This window comes from Natronorubrum aibiense (assembly GCF_009392895.1).
Classification (GTDB): Archaea; Halobacteriota; Halobacteria; order Halobacteriales; family Natrialbaceae; genus Natronorubrum; species Natronorubrum aibiense.
Genome location: NZ_CP045489.1, coordinates 1 through 17,878, shown reverse-complemented (window position 1 = coordinate 17,878; position 17,878 = coordinate 1). Strand labels below are relative to the sequence as shown.

Below are 17,878 nucleotides of genomic sequence, written 5' to 3'. Positions count from 1 at the left end.
ATCCGAGAACGCGAACTCACGCTCGATCCGGTCGGGACAACGGTTTGGCGCCACTGTGCTGACGGTTACACCGTCTCTGAACTACATACTCTGGAAGAAACGGCCGTGGAAGCCGAAGGGTTCCGCGTGTGGAAGAATGGCCCGCGCTTGGACATCTAGCGTCGCTGCGTCAAAGATCATGAGTTCCGTCCGCTCACGTTGGGGGTTCAGCGCCGTCACAAGCACAACTCCCTCATCTTCGCTGTCGGCATCAGGATGCTGGACGGGAATTGGTTCCTCGATGTAAACCGACCGCTTCCACCACTCTCTGGCGATGCCTGTCTCGCAATCCACTTTGACAAGTCCGTTTGCCCCTGTGCGGTCGGTCACCTGCCCGTACGCGTAGCGGTGGCGTCGGCCGATGACTGAGCGGGCGACGCGTGGCATCTCCATCGCGCCATCGTAGAGTCGCGTCCGGCTGATCGTATTCGAGTCGGGGTTGATACGGTACCGCATCAGGTGGGCATCGGGCACATCTGGGAATCCATCGCCGAGTTCGGACAGTGACATGGTGTCGACGATATCGCCGTTCGGGAACTCCACGAGGTCAAGAACGATCGTCCCACCGTCGACGTAGGCATTGACATGGTGGAACGTAAAGGCCGACTCGAATGTCGGATCGGCAACAATGTCGCCGGTATTCCGGTCGACCACGAGCACGCGTGTGTCACGTTCTGGCTGCCAGTCAAGCATGTCGATCGCACCCTCAGCAAACGGATTCAGTGCCCGAAACACCGACAGGACGAGCGGCGACTCTACGATGATGACGTGGTTGGCGGTGACGCTACAGTCGTGGATATACGCCGGCCCATTCGCGTCGATGGAGGCGATAATCTCTCGTGTTCGACTCCCTGTCGGGAGACGGTAAAGGTGATACTGTGGTGTCCGACCGAACTGCGTGGCGAAGCCGACCAGTTCGTTCTGGTGAGGGTCGTTGACGAAATGCGCGGTCGTAATGTGTTCGGGCAGGTCGTCGTGGAATCGAAAGTGCCCGCGTGTCTCGAGCGTCTCAGGATCAAAGGCGACTCGGCGCGGGGTCTCGGTGAGTGCGACATATTCGCCGTCGATACGGGCGACGTGAACGTTCGCGTTGTCGGTCGGATCGGGGACTCCTAGAGAAGTTACAGTCTCGAGGATACGACGCCAGCCACGCGTGTCAGTGCCGAACTGGCCGGTCAGCCGACCGTCCATTGCCTCCGCGTAGGCGTCGGTGCGGAGAAACCGGTTCGAGTAGCGGAGCGAACCGTCGTTGAAGGCATAGCGGCGGAGCATCGCTAGACCGTCGAACCAGTGGTTGACGCGGCGATCACCGACCTCGAAGCGGGCAGGGCCGTTGCGAATCAGCGTCCCAGAGAGCCAGTCGGGGATGGAGCCTTCGACCGTCGGGTGGTGGTCGTGGACTTCGGTGGTCAGCGAGTGAAAGCCGGTGCCGGATACTGTCACGGCAACGCATTCGGGTGAAACAGCAATCAATCCTTCGTGCACGTCGATCCGATCACGTGATTCGATCTGTCTCACGAAACCAGGACGGTTCCATATCGACCGTTGGATTTCGAGAGTGAACCGTCGATTAAGTATTCTCCCTAGCTGTTCTTTTCTCCGCTGAAAAAACGGCTGCGTTCACTCGTTACAGAGAATCGAAGAGAAATCCTCCGTGGCATTCGCCTCGATATACTTCAAAATCGACAGATAAGCTAATGGTGATAAAGCGGCCCGTCAGTTTTTCTGCGCCTGAGAGGGTGAGGCGCATACTCGTGTGCCTCGAGGCCACGAATGAGTACAGATCGACCACCCGAGAGCGACCCGCATCGAGATCGATCGACAAACGAGTACGCGAGCGACCGCAACCGCAACTATCCAGGAGATGTTGCCCGACTGAACGGACACGAACTCGTCGCGATCGATGAATGGCTGCCGGGCACAGAGCCAACACCGTACGAAATTGACCTCACCGATGGCTACGAGTATCGGACACGCTACTGGCGTTGCAGGAAGTGCGGCCAAAAGCGCAACCATCGCGACGAGTTCACCACCCCCTGCGAGAACTCCCAACCGCCGACTGCCCTCAAGGCAGGTGGCTACTCAGTTGACGATCCACGAACTCGCTGTGCACTGAACGAAGAGTTGGACGTCCGCTTTGGGACAATGGGCCCGATCTACGAGGTCGAGAGTGAGAGCGGTGCTACCTACGACGTCGATATCGAGGCAACAACGTATACCTGTCCTGATTTCGAGCAGCGTCAGCTAGACAACGGCTGCAAGCATCTTCGCCGTGTCGACCTCGAGATCCGCACGGGACTTGTCCCTACGCCGGATGGCACGTTCAGCCGCTGACTGTCGATCGACCTCGTCACTCGAGACGGTTTGTATCCCCCGGAAGGGTGCGAGGGCTCGAAAGGAGTCCACCGCAGCAACCCATGAGACAAAGAGAGACAGCAATCGCGCTGACGAGCATTGAAACGACTCAGTTCCTGAATCGAGGGATCGCCAGATGACCGACCGAGATGAGTGCCGAATGCCGACGTGTTCAGAACCTACTCGCGATCGGGCAGGATATTCTGGTCGGTTCTGTTCGGACAGCTGTGAGGTCCGCTACGAGCACCTCCAAGCAGACGCCCGAGATGCCGTAGTGGATGAAGCCGAGGATCGGTACTGATGTTCGAGCAGATCGATCACCGTGGCAAGCGTTTCACGATCGGTGGCGAGGACGTTGTCGACGACGTCGCTCGTGAACGGTGTCGGCGAGCCGAACTGCTCGAACGACAGGCTCAGCGAGAGCTCCGTGAACTCGAGCGTGCAAAAGTGGTTGCCGGTCCCGCTGGGAAACACCCCGACGTTGAGGTACTCGAGCGATAAAAGCGGACAAGAGTTACAGAACATCGAGGAGAAAGCCCACGACTTCAGTCGTGGGATGAATCCGACAACCCACTACACAGTCCACCGTTCGATGGCATAGCAGGATATTCCACGCTGCATAATCCATCCCTTCAAGTAGGTTTGTCTACATAGGTTATGTATGGCGAAACAGGTCGTCACTCGCACCTACACTGCTTCCGTCAGGAACCAGAAACAGGTGTCCGACGATCTTGATTCGCTCGGATTCGCCGCCTCGAAACTCTGGAACGTCGGACGGTGGACAATCAGTCGCGTCTGGGATGAAATCGGCTACATCCCTGAACACGACGAACTCACCGCGTACCTGAAGTCGCACAAACGCTATGATGACCTGAATTCTCAGTCAAGTTCGTTCGAGACGGCGAAGCCGTCTCGTGATGCCAATGAGCTTCGCTCATTGAGCACAGCGAGTCCTTCAAGAATTCGCTGAGGCGTTCAACAGTTGGTACGGCAAACGACGCAACGGAGACACGCGAGCGAACCCGCCCGGCTACCGCAAATACGGCGACGAACACCCACGAAGCACAGTCACCTTCAAAGCCGCCGGCTTCAAGCTCGACACCCAGTACAACCGCGTTCGACTCTCAAAGGGGTCGAATCTGAAAGACTACTGGTCGGATTTCATCCTCTGCGAGTACCAGACCCGCCCCGACGTCGACCTCTCCAACGTGGAGAGCATCCAACAAGTCAGGGGCGTCTGGACGGGTAACGAGTGGGAACTCCACTTCGTCTGCAAAGCCGAGGTAGAAGTTGCTGAATCACCTGGTGAGAAGACCGTGGGCATTGACCTCGGCATCACCAACTTCGCCGCCCTCGCCTACGAGGACGGCCACGCCGAGTTGTATCCGCTCAACTGCCTGAAGCAAGACGACTACTACTTCAGCAAACGGATTGCTCAGTGTGACGACACGGACTCCGAGCAGGCCACGCGATTGAACCAGAAAAAATCGGCTCGCCGCACCCACTACTTCCACACGCTCTCCAAGCACATCGTTGAACGATGTGTGGACGAGGGGGTTGGAACCATCGTGATTGGCGACCTCTCTGGCATCCGCGAGGACGGGGAGAATGGTGAGTCGAAGAATTGGGGGAGACACGGCAATCTCGACCTGCACTCGTGGGCGTTCGACCGGTTCACCGATCTACTCGAATACAAGGCCGAGATGGAAGAAATCACTCTTAAGCAGGTCTCAGAGCGCAATACGTCAAAGTCGTGTTCGTGCTGTGGTCGGGAACGCAAGGCGAACCGTGTTGAGCGCGGGTTATACGTTTGTGATGAGTGCGCCACGGTGGCGAACGCGGACGTGAATGGTGCTGAGAACATCCGACAGAAAGTATCTCCGAGTCCCGCCACGGATGGTGGAGATAGGAGTAACGGCTGGTTGGCACAGCCATCGACGTACCTATTTGAGAAGGAAACTGGTGCGTTCGCGCCTCAAGAACAGGTCACGTCGTAAACCACAATATCCCAACGGCGGTCGGGAATCCCACGACTTCAGTCGTGTGGAGGATGTCAAATCCTACTCGACCAAACAAACACTCTTATCATCCCAAATGACGCGGTCGAACTCCTCGAGATACGAGATTCGCTCTCTGATCTCCGTGATTTCGAGGTGGAGGTCAGCCGCTAATTCGTCGACGGTCATCGGTTCATCAAGTATCTGAAGGATTTCGAGCCCGCGATAGTATCGGTTTGTCAGCTCCTGGACGCGGTCCTCGATCGGCGTGGTCACTCCGTACTGCTCCTCGAGGTCAACCAAGGCCTCATTCGTGAAGGTGGCAAACTGGTCGTCACCGAGGCAGTCGATCTGTGCCTCGAGTTCACCTCGGACGACGTCGTAGTTGAGGCCAGTCTGCACGAGCATATTCATGTCTTCAATGTCGTCGTCCCGCCCTGCGACCGACTTGAACAGGAAGATATCCTCGTTGCTGACTAGGCGGACGGTCAGTTGATCGGTCGCGAGGAACGACTCGCTGCGTTCCCGCATCCCCTCAGTCAGCACGAGCTTGTTCGCGACCTGCTGGTTGAAGATGTCGATCCGACACCTATCAGCGTTCTCGACGCAGCTGGTTGCGCCCAGCGCCCGGTAATCGGCGTCCAGTGATTGTATCTCCGCATACCCGAGATCCATCAGGACAGCCCACAGCTGGCCGTATGCGTCACCGTCGGCGACGACCAGGTCGATATCCTTCGTCGCCCCCTTGAGGTCACGCAACGACATCGCGCCACCACCGATCAGGTAGACTGTGAGCTTGTCAGATAGTCCATCTGCGATTCGTTTGAACTCGTTCTCGATGTACTCGCGTCCGAAAGTTGGTCTCATTGGGGTAAGTTCACCTCGTAGTCAGCAGCTAGCTCTTGGAACTCGTCCCACTCGGGGAGGCGATTGCTGTCGACTGCCCCCTTCGTCTCGATATATTGGAGTAGGGTGTCGATTTCGTCTTCGAGGCCGTATTTTTCGGCTTGCTCTCGGAGGTCACTCACGTCGACATCGGCGTGGCTGAGCAACAGGAGACAGTACGAGCGGTGGCGGGGCCCGTCATCGATCAGCAACGTGTGACAGCAGAGCTCCGCCGGCGAGACTTCCTCTAGGCCCTCAGAATAGAGGTAGTATCGGTGGCGGGTCAGCAGGAACTGGAGATCGAAGGTCGCAAACCGCGCAAGCCCGGTCTCATGGAAGTGTTCGGCGTCAATCTCCGTTGTCGTTTGTGCGAGAAATTCGTCATAGCCCTCCCAGAGAATCGTCCCGTTCGGCGCAACCGATTCGAGGCGCTGTCGATGGAGATGGTGCGCAAGTTCGCGAGCAAACTCGTGCAGTCGGTCGAAGTCACCGTTGAAGTGGTAGTGGCTGTCATCGATACCGACGAGGCCACGGTCTCGCAGCCGTTTGAGAATACGGTTGACGGTGTTGCGGTAGTTGCCGCTCCGTTCGGCGACGTCAGCAACGGTCTGTGGCTGGTCGAGGTAGTAAAGTACCTCGAGGGCTTTGCCCGTCAACAACTCGGGAAAGTCGATGTGAGAGTGCTGGCGGACGAAATCCTGGTATATTTCAACAGCCCGAGAATCCGAGGAGATGACTCGTTTCCGGCGGCCGTCTCGCTCCGTGTAGACCAACCCCTTCTCAGCGAGGTCTGCGACAGCACGAGAGAGGTAACTCTCGCTGTGGTCGAGCTTCGTCGCGAGCTCCGAGATCGTATCGCCACGTTCGACGGTAGCGAGGACCTCGAGTTCGATTCGTCGCAGCACGTTGTAACATAGTACGTAACCTATTTATAAATGAGTTTCGAGTAGTGTTACTCCAGAAGAGAGAGTTGAGAGAGAACGACAAGGAACATTCTTAACCAACGGCATTATACTGTTGACGTTCTTTGTTGGTTAACACAGATTGAGTTACCATGTCCTGTGAGCCACCGACACCCCCGCAAGAACTTCCCACCGGCATCCTCGAAACATTTGACGATTTCTCGCCCAAACTCCTTCGGCACGTCGCTAGGTACTCCAAAGAGCTCGCTGAATACCGTGAGCGAGAGGCACGACTAACAGAAAACGAAGAGAACGAGGTGGTCGAAGAGCGATCAGAGGATTTTCCGGATGATGTCCCATCGAAGGCAACGATCACGGTGAAGGAGATCAACGACAATCGCTACTACTACTGGCAGTGGAGAGAGGGTGAGAAGATTAAGTCGAAGTACAAAGGTCCAGTCGATTCGGAGAGTTAGTCCTCATTTGGGTCGGTGGAACTGGATAACAACGGTTTACTGAAAACAGTAGTGTGATGAGTGGCGATACAGGTGTCTCGACGATTGGCACTGATGCTCGAGCAAATCGATCACCGTCGCAAGCACTTCACGATCAGTGACAAGGACAGCGTTGATGACGTCGCTCGTGAACGGTGTCGGCGAGCCGAACTGCTCGAGCGACAGGCTCAGCGAGAGAACCGTGAACTCGAGCGTGCAAAGCGGTCGCTGGACCAGATGGTACAAATCTTAATGTTGTGGTGATCGACCGATGACACGGAACGCTATGGAGCGAGAGACACACCGTATTTCCGGAGGAAATACTCAAATATATTATTTTAAGCAGTAATGAAAATATCCTTAAACGATATCGACTTGGCAGCAGAAGAGAATCTTCGGGGGGTGTCATAGTGTATTAGCTGACATATAGTGCGCTAAGTGGTGTTTCAACCTTTGACTTGTGAGTATCAGCATCCGTGCAGTGGCAGATTTGAACTGTGAACTGACAGTAATAGCGTGCAAGACTTAGAGGATGAGTACAACACGATGGCTTCGTTTGTTTAACGGCGAAAGCGGTATACCATCTGCACACTACACATGCGAATCAACTGGTGAAAGAAAGTCAGAGATCTCAAATCCACTCTTCAGGTAATTCACCAGCATGACTGTCGATAAGCTCAAGGAGAGGTCTGATTTCCTCGAATCTGGGGCCTTTTGCCACTTCGTCTGTCTCCTGATCCCAGACGATGAAATCAGCTTCTGCTAACCGAGGAAGGTGATTATGAGTTACCATCATCTCTGATCCTTTCGCAGAATCGCCAGTGAGTTCTGGTAGTGGTTCACCACCATCTGCCCGTGGAGAACGGTCAAGTAATTCAACCAGTATCTGACGACGCTGGATGTCCGACAAGACGGTGAAGTACTCGTCCATAGGCTCCCCACAAGAGACAGGAAAAAAGTGACTGTCCCTAACGTGGTAAGAATTATCGAACATCACACAAGCAGATATGATGACCGGTCACTACCTTTCGTAGATCGAGTCAAATAACGTGCGACATTCGCGCTGTGTATCTTGCAGGGCTTCAGAAAAATGAATTGGAACTGGCAGTTTGATCGTAGGATGATGTACTCACAAGTTCACGGTTGAAGCTACACTAAGCACTCGTTTTCAAGGGACTAGTGAAAGCAGGTAAGTAGGCTATGTGGTTCACGAGAGTTCTTGATCCGACCACCCCGTGTGCGAAGTGAATTCACAGATTTTGAAGAAGGGACCCCGTGTGCGATATGAAATATTGTATATCACTGTCAGACATACCTATCTGGACAAACAATTTCTATGGTCCTCCCACACCCCGTGTGCGATATGAAATAGGAGACGGTATCAAATGGTCTTCCAGCTATTTTCCATCGAAGAAATCACTTATCTGGGCGTTAACGACGGACCTGATTAGATCCTCGTCGTTCTCGATTTCCTCAAGTCGGATGTCTGATTGAAGAGTTTCAGCAACAACTTCGGGGTCATCGACAAACGTGTATTCTTTATGAACACCGCTTCCGTAGCCTCGTCCTCGTTTATCAGACGTGACAAAATTGTAGGTCTCTGCTTCGCTCATGTACCGAAGATAAGAATCGCGCGATTTCTCATCAGTATCCAAGATATCCGTAATATACTGATACACACGGTACGCGACAGTGCTAGGGATAGCGTTTAGATTCCGAGAGGAATAGACAGGAACGATAGCGGTCGCATAGAGTGAGAGCTTCTTTTGCGTCGAAAGCCCTTGCATTTGTGTTAGGGTGCGGTCACGCTCAGCTTCTTTTTGAGCGCCTCGAACGTGTTCTTCGCGAACCCTGTCTTCGCCTTGGCGATCCGCAATCTCACCAGCCTTCCGGAAAAGGTCGATCGCTTTCCGTGCATCACCGTGATCCTGAGCAGCATACGCTGAACTGAGTGGGATAATTCCATCCTCGAGGACATCATCTCGGTAAGCGTCGCGACGACGTCCGAGGATCGCTTGTAGTTGATTCGCATCGTAATCTGAGAACACGATATCTTGTGGATTAAACGAGCTCTCCGCCCGTCCATCGAGGTTCTCCATGAACCGTGGATCGTTCGTGAGTGCAGCCACTGAGACATCTCCCTCGATTCGACCTAACTGAGATGCACGAGAGAGTTGATAGAGTAACTTGGAGTAGGCTGGCTCATCATTCGGATCACGTTGGCGGCCAACAAGGAGATCAACCTCATCAAGGATGATAATAACAGAGTCGAAGTTCTCACTCAAGATTTCGTAAAATCGGTTCAGTTTCTGGTCAGTCGAGACGCCGCTCTCCGGAACTCCAGGATCAATACCGACTCCGATTGCCGCATTTTCGACGAGTCGATAGACAGCCCGATCGTGAGACTTGATAGTCTGGCAGTTAACTCTGATTACACCGAATCGGTCTCCCTGAGCGTTTGCCAACTCCTGAACTTGCTGACAGACTGCGTTAATGATGAGCGATTTGCCCGTTCCCGATGGACCGTAGAGAAGCATGTTCGGAGGGCGGTTACCTTGAAGCGCCGGTCGGAGATAGGTGATAATATCGTCCAGTTGCTGGTCACGGCCAACAATCCTGTCTTCGTCAATGACGGTATCTGGATCAAGGAGTCCTTTGTCTTTGAAAACAGAGTTCTGAACCCCCTCTTGAAGACGGCCTTTGATGGACTGTGAGAGAGACTGCTGCTCATCACCGTCAGACATGTTATCGACATGTAGTCCATTCCATATATAGATATGGAAACCGCGTGCGAGGTTAAATACGACGAATTCTTGGGTTATAAGCGGAGTATAGGCAGTCTTTACGAGAACCCATCGAACCGCGGGCGAAGTCAAATTGGCAAGTACCCCCCGTGTGCGAGATGAAATTGACAGAGAGAACTCAGAGGAGACATTGGCACAGATATACCATGTGCAAAGTGAGATCGCGATCGATGTTCTACTGCACAGGCCAGGAGAAACTGACTATGCATTATCTAGTATTTCTAAATGAAAAATAACATGAAATGAGAAGTTGTCACGGCAATCGATTAACCCACACACCCCGTGTGCGAGATGAATTTGCGAGACATGTAGGAGGCATAGGATAGAAGAGACAATAGACAGAGTGGAAGTAGAAGTCCTAACACAGCAGATATCCGAGGAAATAACGTCTAGAGAAGCGCGTACAAGCTAGAATAACTTAAATTAATCTTATATTTTGAATACCAACTCAAACAGAGTATAGTTCTAGTGCGGATTTGGTTTTTTGAGAAGGGTGATAAAACTTTTCTATTACATAGGCTATTTCTTATCTTTCGGTATTGAATCTTCTCTCCATGATATGCACGACTTTAGCCGCTCCCGCGTTTCTCAGTGATTTTCGCTCCCCCACTTTTGTATCAATTTCATCTCGCACACGGGGTGGGGGAGTTATAGGCTGAACAGGCGCAATATCACGGCGTGAACGCCGTGGATACGCGCCGTCACTTGTGGTAACAGACCACCGTTCAAACGCTCGCTCCGATGTTTCCTACGGTGATGTTTAAGTGACAGGTCGCCATACTGTACGATAGGAATCGGTCGGAATGGAGCGGATTCCGAACCGTCCTACGGAGGTCGTTCGAGAGAGCGTCGCTCTCTCGTGATGACGAAAATCTTGGATTTTCGAACCACGGCCAGCCCGCCCACGAAAGGAGGCAATATCCGAAAGTTCAGTCGGTGAACGCCACATCCTCGAAGGGTGTGCCGACGTGCCGACTGCTGAAAGCGACCCCAAGATACCCCTAAGTCCACTGACGCCTGCTGGCGTCCCTGTGGCAAAAACAACACCGGGACGCCAAACATGGTCGAAGATAGGGGTAACAGCCACTTGGCATGGCTAGCAGTCCACCAGTCCGATGCTGTGGGATTACCCGTGCCCGAAAGGGCTGGTAGTCCGGTGATTGGACTGCGAACCTGACACTCCCACCGCTCGGGATTCCTCCGTGTTCACGCGGAGGGGGATGTCAACTGTAACAAGTATCTGTTACAGAAATCTGCGACGGATATCTGTTACATAAGTCAGCATGTTGTCCTTACTCGAGTTGTCGAACTGCACCTCTGAGCGACAAGTCGCTGAAGGAGGGGGCGCTGTTGTCGTCGATCACCGATTCGACGCCGTCGAACGATTCAACCTGTGTTTTCACGTGATTGATAGAAACCATATCCACCGCTCGAGAACCGCTCTATGTAAATTCCGCCCATATTTTCAATACAAATATCCACTTACAGACAAACAGCGCAATATTTTCTTCCGCTGCCTCAATCGCTAGTCGTCAGACTCGGTAAGCCACTGCAACGCATCAACGAGGGCTTGATTTGCTGTCTCGACAGTAGTCCGCTGCGAGAGTGCGTGCGAGCCGTTCATCGGGCCTTCGAACACGCGCCAGACACCATCGTCTTGTGCGGCAACGAATCGACGCTTGTGGTCGTGGTCGTCGACAGCGATCATGTCGTCGTCAAAATCAAATTCGATACTGGCCACGAATTAGTATTCTATCACTTTAGTTTTGAATGTATCGATGACAATCCCTACTCAACATCCGACATGGAGGCTCAAGCGCATTCGAAGAACAGTTAGAATGATAGTTCGAATCGCTTCGTGCGGATCTACCGGAGGAGTTCCCCGAAGAGCGCTCTGAGAAACGGATTCAAGAGTTGCAGAACCTCGAGCAGTTCACTTTGCGCACTGTGTGTCTCAAATATTGAAAAACGGTACGTCCGACAGTTCGGGAACAAGGATCAACGCCAGACGCGACTGGAGTGACGAGAATTTGATCTGGAAATCTCGTGTGACCACGCGCAGAAGTTGATGGCTAGTAGTGTATCGGAGTACGGTGTGAATGCACGATTCGGTCCAGGAGATGTAGTATTCCGTGTACCAATATATCAGAGGAATCCCTCGAGTTCCTCAGTCAACTCCTCCGGCATCCCGAGCGGAACGCCGTGCCCGACATCCGAGAACCCAACCAGTTCCGAGTCCGGGATCTGATCGGTCATGAATTTGGCTGTCTCCGGTGCGTAGAGATTGCTCTCCTCGCCGTACGTGACGAGCGTCGGCACGTCGATCTCAGGTAACGTTTCCCGGTAATCGTTCGTCACCATGGCACCCAGAGATTGATCGCCGTGTTGGTCAGCGTCTTCTCGCTCTCTCGGATCACCCACTCGAGTTACTTATATGACAGCTTATCGAGAAGATCACGGAAGATGTCTCCGGCAACACGATCCCAGGAGGGTGTGAACAGCGCGAGCGTCTCGAGGTTCTTCTCGTGACTGAACTCGCCATAGCTGCGAGGTCCGCTACGAACACCTCCAAGCGGACGCTCGAGATGCTGCAGTGGATGAAGCCAAGATCAGTACTGATACTCGAGCAGATCGTTCACCGAAGAAAGCAGTTCACGATCGCTGCTGATGGCGCTTCGGATGATGCAGCCGTCAAACGTTGTTGGCGAGCAGAGGCACTCGAACGACAAGCTCAGTAGAATCTCTGTAAACTCGAGTCGTCTCCCCTACCCCAAGTGTCGAGTGTATTCATTTATATGCTCCCTCACGCGGATTGCGTCACCCCATGCGTCGAGTGTAAGCCCTCAAAAACACCAACCAGAGACTCTCTCAAAACCAAATAGCCTCACAAGAGATACAATCTGTTAAACACAGAGATCTAGGACCCCAGGTGTCGAGTGTAAACCCTCAAAATCACCAACCAGAGACTTTCTCAGAACCAGATAGCCTCACAAGAGAAACTATCTGTTAAGTTCAGGGACCTATGACCCCAGGTGTCGAGTGTAAACCCTCGAAATTACCAGCTAAAGGCTCTCTCAAGACCAGACAGTCTCACAAGAGAAACGATACCTCAAACTCAGAGACTTGGGAGCGCCAGATGTCGAATGTGAAAGAGATATTTCTCTAGCGTGAATCTATGATTTTCAAGGAGAGAATCCCGGCGTTTACGCCGGGCGTGAATCCGACGATTCATCCACACACCACCGTCGATGGCAGGCCGGATATTTAATGCCAATCCGCACCATTAAGTAGGATTGTCTACATAGCCTATGTATGGCGATTCAGGTCACTCGCACCTATGTTGCTACCATTCGCAACCAGCAACAGGTGCAGAGTGATTTGGACTCGCTTGGGTTTGGCCGCCTCAAAGCTCTGGAACATCGCACGCTGGACGTGTGACCGCATCTGGAGCGAAACAGGGACAATCCCCGAGGATGGCCCACTCAAGGCATACCTGAAGAATCACGAACGCTATGCCGACTCAATTCTCAGTCGAGTTCGTTCGAGACGGCTTCGCCGTCTCGTGATGCCAATGAGCTTCGCTCATTGAGCACAGCGAGTTATAGAAGAACTCGCTGAAGCGTTCAGTGGTTGGTATGCTAAACGCCGAAACGGGGACGACCGCGCAAACCCACCGAAGTATCGGAAGAACGGCGACGATCACCCACGATCGACAGTCACGTTCAAAGAAGACGGGTTCAAACACGACGCAAAGAATAATCGGATTCGCCTCTCTAAAGGTCGAAATCTGAAAGAACACTGGTCAGACTTCATCCTCTGTGAGATTGAAACCCGACCAGACGTGACGATCGAGAACGTTGGCCACGTGAAAGCAGTCTGGAACGGTTCTAAAGGCGAATGGGAACTTCACATCGTCTGCAAACACGAAATCGAGGCCGAGTCTCCCGGCGACGAAACTGCTGGCATTGACCTCGGTATCTCAAACTTCGCCGCCGTCTCGTATTCTACGGGCGACCACGAGTTGTATCCGGGGAACGCTCTCAAGACCGACGAACGGTACTTCGCTAAGGAGATTGCGAAGTGCAACTCGTCTCGCTCGAACAATGCCTTGAGACTCCGCAAGAAGCGTTCTGAGCGTCGGTCGCACTACCTACACGCCGTCACGAAACACATCGTTGCAGAGTGTGTTGAACGAGGTGTCGGGACAATTGCTGTCGGCAACCTCGAAGGCATCCGCGAAGACGACGAGACTGGTGAGGCTCGGAACTGGGGCGACCGTGGCAACGAAGGCTTGCACGGATGGGCGTTCGACCGGTTCACGAACTTACTCACATACAAGGCGAAAGCGGAAGGTATCACTGTGGTGATAGTGAGCGAGCGAGACACGTCGAAGACGTGTTCGCGTTGTGGGCAGAAACGAGACGCCAACCGTGTTGAGCGCGGCTTATACGTCTGTCGTGGGTGTGAGGCCGTGATGAACGCCGATTCGAATGGTGCGGAGAACATTCGGCGTCGGTTAGACCAAGCAGAAAAGGTAACTCTGAATCCTCGATCTACAGAGGATAGGAGTAGCGGGCGTGTGGCACGTCCAGTAGTCAACCTGTTCCGTCGTGGAGAACACGACCATAGTCGTGGACAGGGGACGTTCGCTGAACAAGCGAGCAGCTGCAAATCATAAATATCTCAACTGCGGTAGGGAAGCCTCGCCGTGAACGGCGAGGAGGATGTCACGATTTCACGTCGGAAAACCGCTGATCGGACTCGATAGCGGTCTGTACAACTTTTGGATCCTCAAGCAGGTAATAGAAGTTTGTCATCCCCTTGCCACGACCACGACCGACACGATCTGTGATCCCTAAAATATCGAGGAATGCCTGCTCATTCAGTCTGTCGGCCATCCGGCGCTGAGAGAGTGAATCTATGTCAAGCGTCTTTGTGAGCTGTTCGTACTGCTCGTAGATCTCGCGAGTAGAGAACTCCTCTTGCTTCTGTCCATCTGCAAGCAATGAAAGCGCATAGACAGCTGCTTTTGACTGAGTCGGCTGGTCTTGAAGCAACTTCGAGAATCGGTCGATATCCGCCTGTTCACGGGCATCTCTGACGTGCTCTTCAAGAACCAGATCACTACCATCGTCCTTAGCAAGCTCACCTGCGTTTCGAAGAATATCAAGTGCCTTTCGAGCATCCCCGTGTTCCTGTGCGGCGAACGCAGCTGCCAGTGGAATCACCTCATCACTAATAACGCCTTCGTGGAACGCATCCTCTCGATGACGCATAATTTCACGCAACTGATTTGCATCATATGGAGGGAAAATAAACTCACGTTCCTGCAGACTACTGAGGACTCGTTCATCGAGACTATCCTTGAAAGAAATCTTGTTACTGATAGCGACTATCCCGACTTTGCATGACTCGAGTTTACCAGCCTCCCCGGCTCGAGAAAGCTGCATTAGCACGTTGTTCTCCTGGAGCTTGTCTATTTCGTCGAGGATGATGATGACGACATCGTGCAGAGCGTCAAGAATATTCCAAAGCCGATCGTAGTACGCGTTTGTAGATAGCCCAGAAAGTGGCACAGAGATATCTGTTTTTTCTGGGTCGTTGAACGACCGTGCAAGCTTTATTACGACCTGCGTTTCTGTCGTCGTCTGTGTGCAGTCGATATACGCTCGAGCTAGGTGTGTCCCTTCCTTCTGAGCAAAGCGTTCGGCACTCTGAGTAACATGTTTGGCGACTAAGCTCTTTCCCGTCCCCGTTTTACCGTAAATTATTGTATTCCGCGGCTTACCTCCTCGAATTGCTGGGTGGACACCATTTGCAAGGTTCGAGATTTCATCGTCGCGACCAATGATCCGCTCCTCGTCCGGAATGTGTTCGATATCAAGAAGCTCCTTGTTCGTGAAAATCGGGTCTTCACTCTGCCAAATCGAATCAAGAGAGCTCTGTGACTCGTCGCTCATCTTGGTGATCGACCCCCGAGAGTCCACTTCATTGTTACACACGACGGTCGGTGATGGACATAAATCTATGTGTTCTTCCCACACCAAGTGTCGAGTGTATCTGTCCGAAGAAGGGAGATAGAAGTGTTCTAAATAAGAATAAAAACAACCGGTACTATTGAACGATAAGAGGCGCCCAAACCCCGGGTGTCGAGTGTATCGGTTGATACAATTTAATCAAAGCCCCACACCGGTCGTCAAGTGTATTAGTTAACATGTGTATGAGTTGCCAACGGTGACTCAAGATCCGAGGTCATGTATATCTCAACGAACTCGAGAACACACACACACACACCCCGGGTGTCGAGTGTAAACTAGCGAAATAGTGGGTAGCTAGTTCTCTCGCGTGTAGTTATGTACGGACTCTTGAAGAGAGGATTCCTACAGTGACCTCCTCCTCGCCGTAAACGGCGAGGCTTCCCACGGCACCGCACCGCTGGGTTAAACGTGGTTTGCGTAGGCGTTGTCGGATTCACGCCCGTCCTCAGAACGCTTCGCGTTCTGATGTGCGAACGAGAGCTCCGCTCTCGTCAACGCCGTGAACGGCGGGATTCTCTCCTCGCAGAAAGATAGGAGTGTTGAACAACAACTCTTCACAGTACTCTACTACTACTACTATCTAGAAACTATTTATATATTTTATTGTTACGGCAAAATTCGGAAGGTGGAATCATCATACATAGGCCGGGAAATTGTGACTGAAGATCAAAGTTGAACATGGCATTATATACTCAGTGGACGTGTAACTGAGACGTGATATTATGAGATTGTTCGTAGGTTTGCTTACACGGTTTCTTCGTTGTTACCTCTCCTTAGACAGAGAGCACGTCTAATTTCAGTATAACCTCCTTTTCTGAACACCTCTGAAACGGATTCTACCGTTCAATTCCGCTGGTTTACACTCGACACCCGGGGTGTGTGGGTATTGTCTTATTTTTGATGGATTACTATTGATCCATCGGTTCATCCCAAATTGGTCTCGTTGCTCGCTACAATACTCAAGTTCAGGATCGATATGAAATCGTCTGTGACCGAGCTGCGGTTGACCCTCTCGTACCTCATCGAATGCAAGACCTCCTTGGCGAACTCGCAATGTTAGGGATTGTAAGTCGGACGAAGCGGCATAAGGGAAAGCTGGCGGACGATATTCTGAATATGTACTGGATACGAATTCTGATTTGCTACTCGAGGCACTCGATGAGACAGTGGACATGGTGGGGTGTCCTTTCGGACTCTGCTAGCTTTTAATTACGCTAATTCACAAGAAGTTCGAATTTCTGACCTCTCGTAATCTGCTTTGTCTACTCTGAAGCCGTCTTATGTGCGTATCCTTCAATTTTCCACACATTCTGATCAGTATTGCTGGTCAGTAATACTGGGAAGCAATACTGTCTTGTCTGGCTAGTATTATATACATGGAGACCGTCTGCTTAGTGTGTATGATTCCGTATACGGTATGGTCCGAAGCTGGTGGCGTTGGGAAGACGACGCTTGCAGCCAACCTCATGCGTGCGCACGCCAATCAAGGAAAGAAGGTTCTCGGAATTGATATGGATCCTCAGGACGGCGGCTTAACCAATCACTTCGGTCTCGATGGTCGGAAAGCTGACAGCGAGGCCGACAATCTTGTACTCCATATGGTCGATCGACCACGAGGTGATTTCGACGACCTCATCCAGTCAGCTGAAGGCGTTGATCTTGTTCCAAGCCACAATAATCTCGGCAACCTTGCTGATCTCCTCGCGACGGCTAAGGAACTCGAGGACCAGACGAGTCTCGATGGTGAATTCGAGAAGGAAAAACAGCTCCGGCGGGTCCTCGTCGATGCTGGTGTCCCATCGGAATACGACGTTCTCATCATCGACCCACCAGCGTCTGAGGGGCAACATCTGTACAACGCAGTTTACGCAACGTCGAACCTCCTCGTCCCGTTCGAACCATCTCCAAAAGGTGAGCGGAGCATTCAGGGTCTCCGTGACGTGGTCAACGGCCTCGAGACTGAACTCGGAGATATCGACGTCGGTGTTCTCGGTGCTGTGCCGAACAAGGTCAAGGGGACGAACGTGAACCAGAAATATCTCAAGGCACTCGAGGAGGAGTCACTGCCGATCGCCCCCGTATCGATCGGTGAGCGCGGATCGATGCTTGGTGACGCGTGGGACAACCAGGTGTCGATCTACGAACTCGCGGAGAACGATGCCTACCGTGATCTTCGTGATTACGAAGAACCGACACTCGAAAAGTTCGACGAACTGGCCGAATTCATCGCCGATCAATTTGCGACGACGGAGGTCACAGCATGAAATCTGGTGGCCAAAATCCATTTGCTGACGAGACTGATCAGAGTGAACAGGCAGAAGAACAAGATGAACTAACTAGTAATACTGAACAGTCAGACCGTCC

At 52.6% G+C, this 17,878-nt stretch carries 13 protein-coding genes and 3 pseudogenes; 8 read left to right on the top strand and 8 right to left on the bottom strand.

Annotated features, from left to right (window positions below; translation table 11 throughout):
- Positions 1-81 precede the first annotated feature (81 nt).
- Complete coding sequence (locus GCU68_RS16715; RefSeq protein ID WP_152943767.1) at positions 82-1,482, bottom strand: carotenoid oxygenase family protein; 1,401 nt, start codon at positions 1,480-1,482, stop codon at positions 82-84.
- Between the two features lie 330 nt (positions 1,483-1,812).
- On the opposite strand from GCU68_RS16715, the gene GCU68_RS16710 reads away from it, so the two are divergent.
- The 3 genes and pseudogenes from GCU68_RS16710 (at position 1,813) to GCU68_RS16700 (ending at position 4,391) form a co-directional block, all read left to right on the top strand.
- Positions 1,813-2,373 carry a hypothetical protein gene (locus GCU68_RS16710; RefSeq protein WP_152943766.1) on the top strand — a complete coding sequence of 187 codons (561 nt, stop codon included), beginning with the start codon at positions 1,813-1,815 and terminating at the stop codon, positions 2,371-2,373.
- 321 nt (positions 2,374-2,694) lie between these two features.
- Complete coding sequence (locus tag GCU68_RS16705; RefSeq protein WP_152943765.1) at positions 2,695-2,895, top strand: hypothetical protein; 201 nt, start codon at positions 2,695-2,697, stop codon at positions 2,893-2,895.
- A 160-nt stretch (positions 2,896-3,055) separates the two neighbouring features.
- A pseudogene (locus tag GCU68_RS16700) lies at positions 3,056-4,391 on the top strand (RNA-guided endonuclease InsQ/TnpB family protein).
- 63 nt (positions 4,392-4,454) lie between these two features.
- Here the strand turns inward: GCU68_RS16700 and GCU68_RS16695 are convergent.
- Together GCU68_RS16695 and GCU68_RS16690 are read right to left on the bottom strand one after the other, a co-directional pair.
- Positions 4,455-5,258, bottom strand: coding sequence for a DUF6036 family nucleotidyltransferase (locus tag GCU68_RS16695; protein WP_152943764.1), 804 nt, complete (start codon positions 5,256-5,258; stop codon positions 4,455-4,457).
- Positions 5,255-6,181, bottom strand: coding sequence for a helix-turn-helix transcriptional regulator (locus GCU68_RS16690; RefSeq protein WP_152943763.1), 927 nt, complete (start codon positions 6,179-6,181; stop codon positions 5,255-5,257). Before GCU68_RS16690 ends, GCU68_RS16695 begins: the two co-directional genes overlap by 4 nt.
- A 149-nt stretch (positions 6,182-6,330) precedes the next feature.
- Between GCU68_RS16690 and GCU68_RS16685 the strand changes: the two genes are divergently transcribed.
- Both GCU68_RS16685 and GCU68_RS16680 read left to right on the top strand, forming a co-directional pair.
- Positions 6,331-6,654: a hypothetical protein gene (locus GCU68_RS16685; RefSeq protein WP_152943762.1), complete on the top strand. Its 324-nt coding sequence runs from the start codon at positions 6,331-6,333 to the stop codon at positions 6,652-6,654.
- A 93-nt stretch (positions 6,655-6,747) separates the two neighbouring features.
- A pseudogene (locus GCU68_RS16680) lies at positions 6,748-6,947 on the top strand (hypothetical protein).
- 356 nt (positions 6,948-7,303) lie between these two features.
- On the opposite strand, the gene GCU68_RS16675 reads toward GCU68_RS16680, so the two are convergent.
- From GCU68_RS16675 to GCU68_RS16660, 4 genes are all read right to left on the bottom strand, one after another.
- Positions 7,304-7,603 carry an ArsR family transcriptional regulator gene (locus GCU68_RS16675; RefSeq protein ID WP_227015019.1) on the bottom strand — a complete coding sequence of 100 codons (300 nt, stop codon included), beginning with the start codon at positions 7,601-7,603 and terminating at the stop codon, positions 7,304-7,306.
- A 466-nt stretch (positions 7,604-8,069) separates the two neighbouring features.
- Positions 8,070-9,416: an orc1/cdc6 family replication initiation protein gene (locus GCU68_RS16670; protein ID WP_152943761.1), complete on the bottom strand. Its 1,347-nt coding sequence runs from the start codon at positions 9,414-9,416 to the stop codon at positions 8,070-8,072.
- Between the two features lie 1,585 nt (positions 9,417-11,001).
- On the bottom strand, positions 11,002-11,217 hold the full coding sequence (locus tag GCU68_RS16665) for a hypothetical protein (protein ID WP_152943760.1): 216 nt from the start codon (positions 11,215-11,217) through the stop codon (positions 11,002-11,004).
- A 404-nt stretch (positions 11,218-11,621) separates the two neighbouring features.
- Positions 11,622-11,897, bottom strand: coding sequence for an alpha/beta fold hydrolase (locus tag GCU68_RS16660; protein WP_227015017.1), 276 nt, complete (start codon positions 11,895-11,897; stop codon positions 11,622-11,624).
- Positions 11,898-12,788: 891 nt separating this feature from the next.
- On the opposite strand from GCU68_RS16660, the pseudogene GCU68_RS16655 reads away from it, so the two are divergent.
- Positions 12,789-14,154 (top strand): annotated as a pseudogene (locus GCU68_RS16655) (RNA-guided endonuclease InsQ/TnpB family protein).
- A gap of 49 nt (positions 14,155-14,203) precedes the next feature.
- Here GCU68_RS16655 and GCU68_RS16650 read toward each other — a convergent pair.
- The gene (locus GCU68_RS16650) at positions 14,204-15,436 is read right to left on the bottom strand and encodes an orc1/cdc6 family replication initiation protein (RefSeq protein ID WP_152943759.1); all 1,233 of its coding nucleotides are present in this window, start codon (positions 15,434-15,436) and stop codon (positions 14,204-14,206) included.
- A gap of 996 nt (positions 15,437-16,432) precedes the next feature.
- Between GCU68_RS16650 and GCU68_RS16645 the strand changes: the two genes are divergently transcribed.
- Positions 16,433-16,723 carry a hypothetical protein gene (locus GCU68_RS16645; protein WP_319633702.1) on the top strand — a complete coding sequence of 97 codons (291 nt, stop codon included), beginning with the start codon at positions 16,433-16,435 and terminating at the stop codon, positions 16,721-16,723.
- Between the two features lie 191 nt (positions 16,724-16,914).
- Positions 16,915-17,778 carry a ParA family protein gene (locus GCU68_RS16640; protein WP_152943758.1) on the top strand — a complete coding sequence of 288 codons (864 nt, stop codon included), beginning with the start codon at positions 16,915-16,917 and terminating at the stop codon, positions 17,776-17,778.
- Positions 17,779-17,878: the final 100 nt, after the last annotated feature.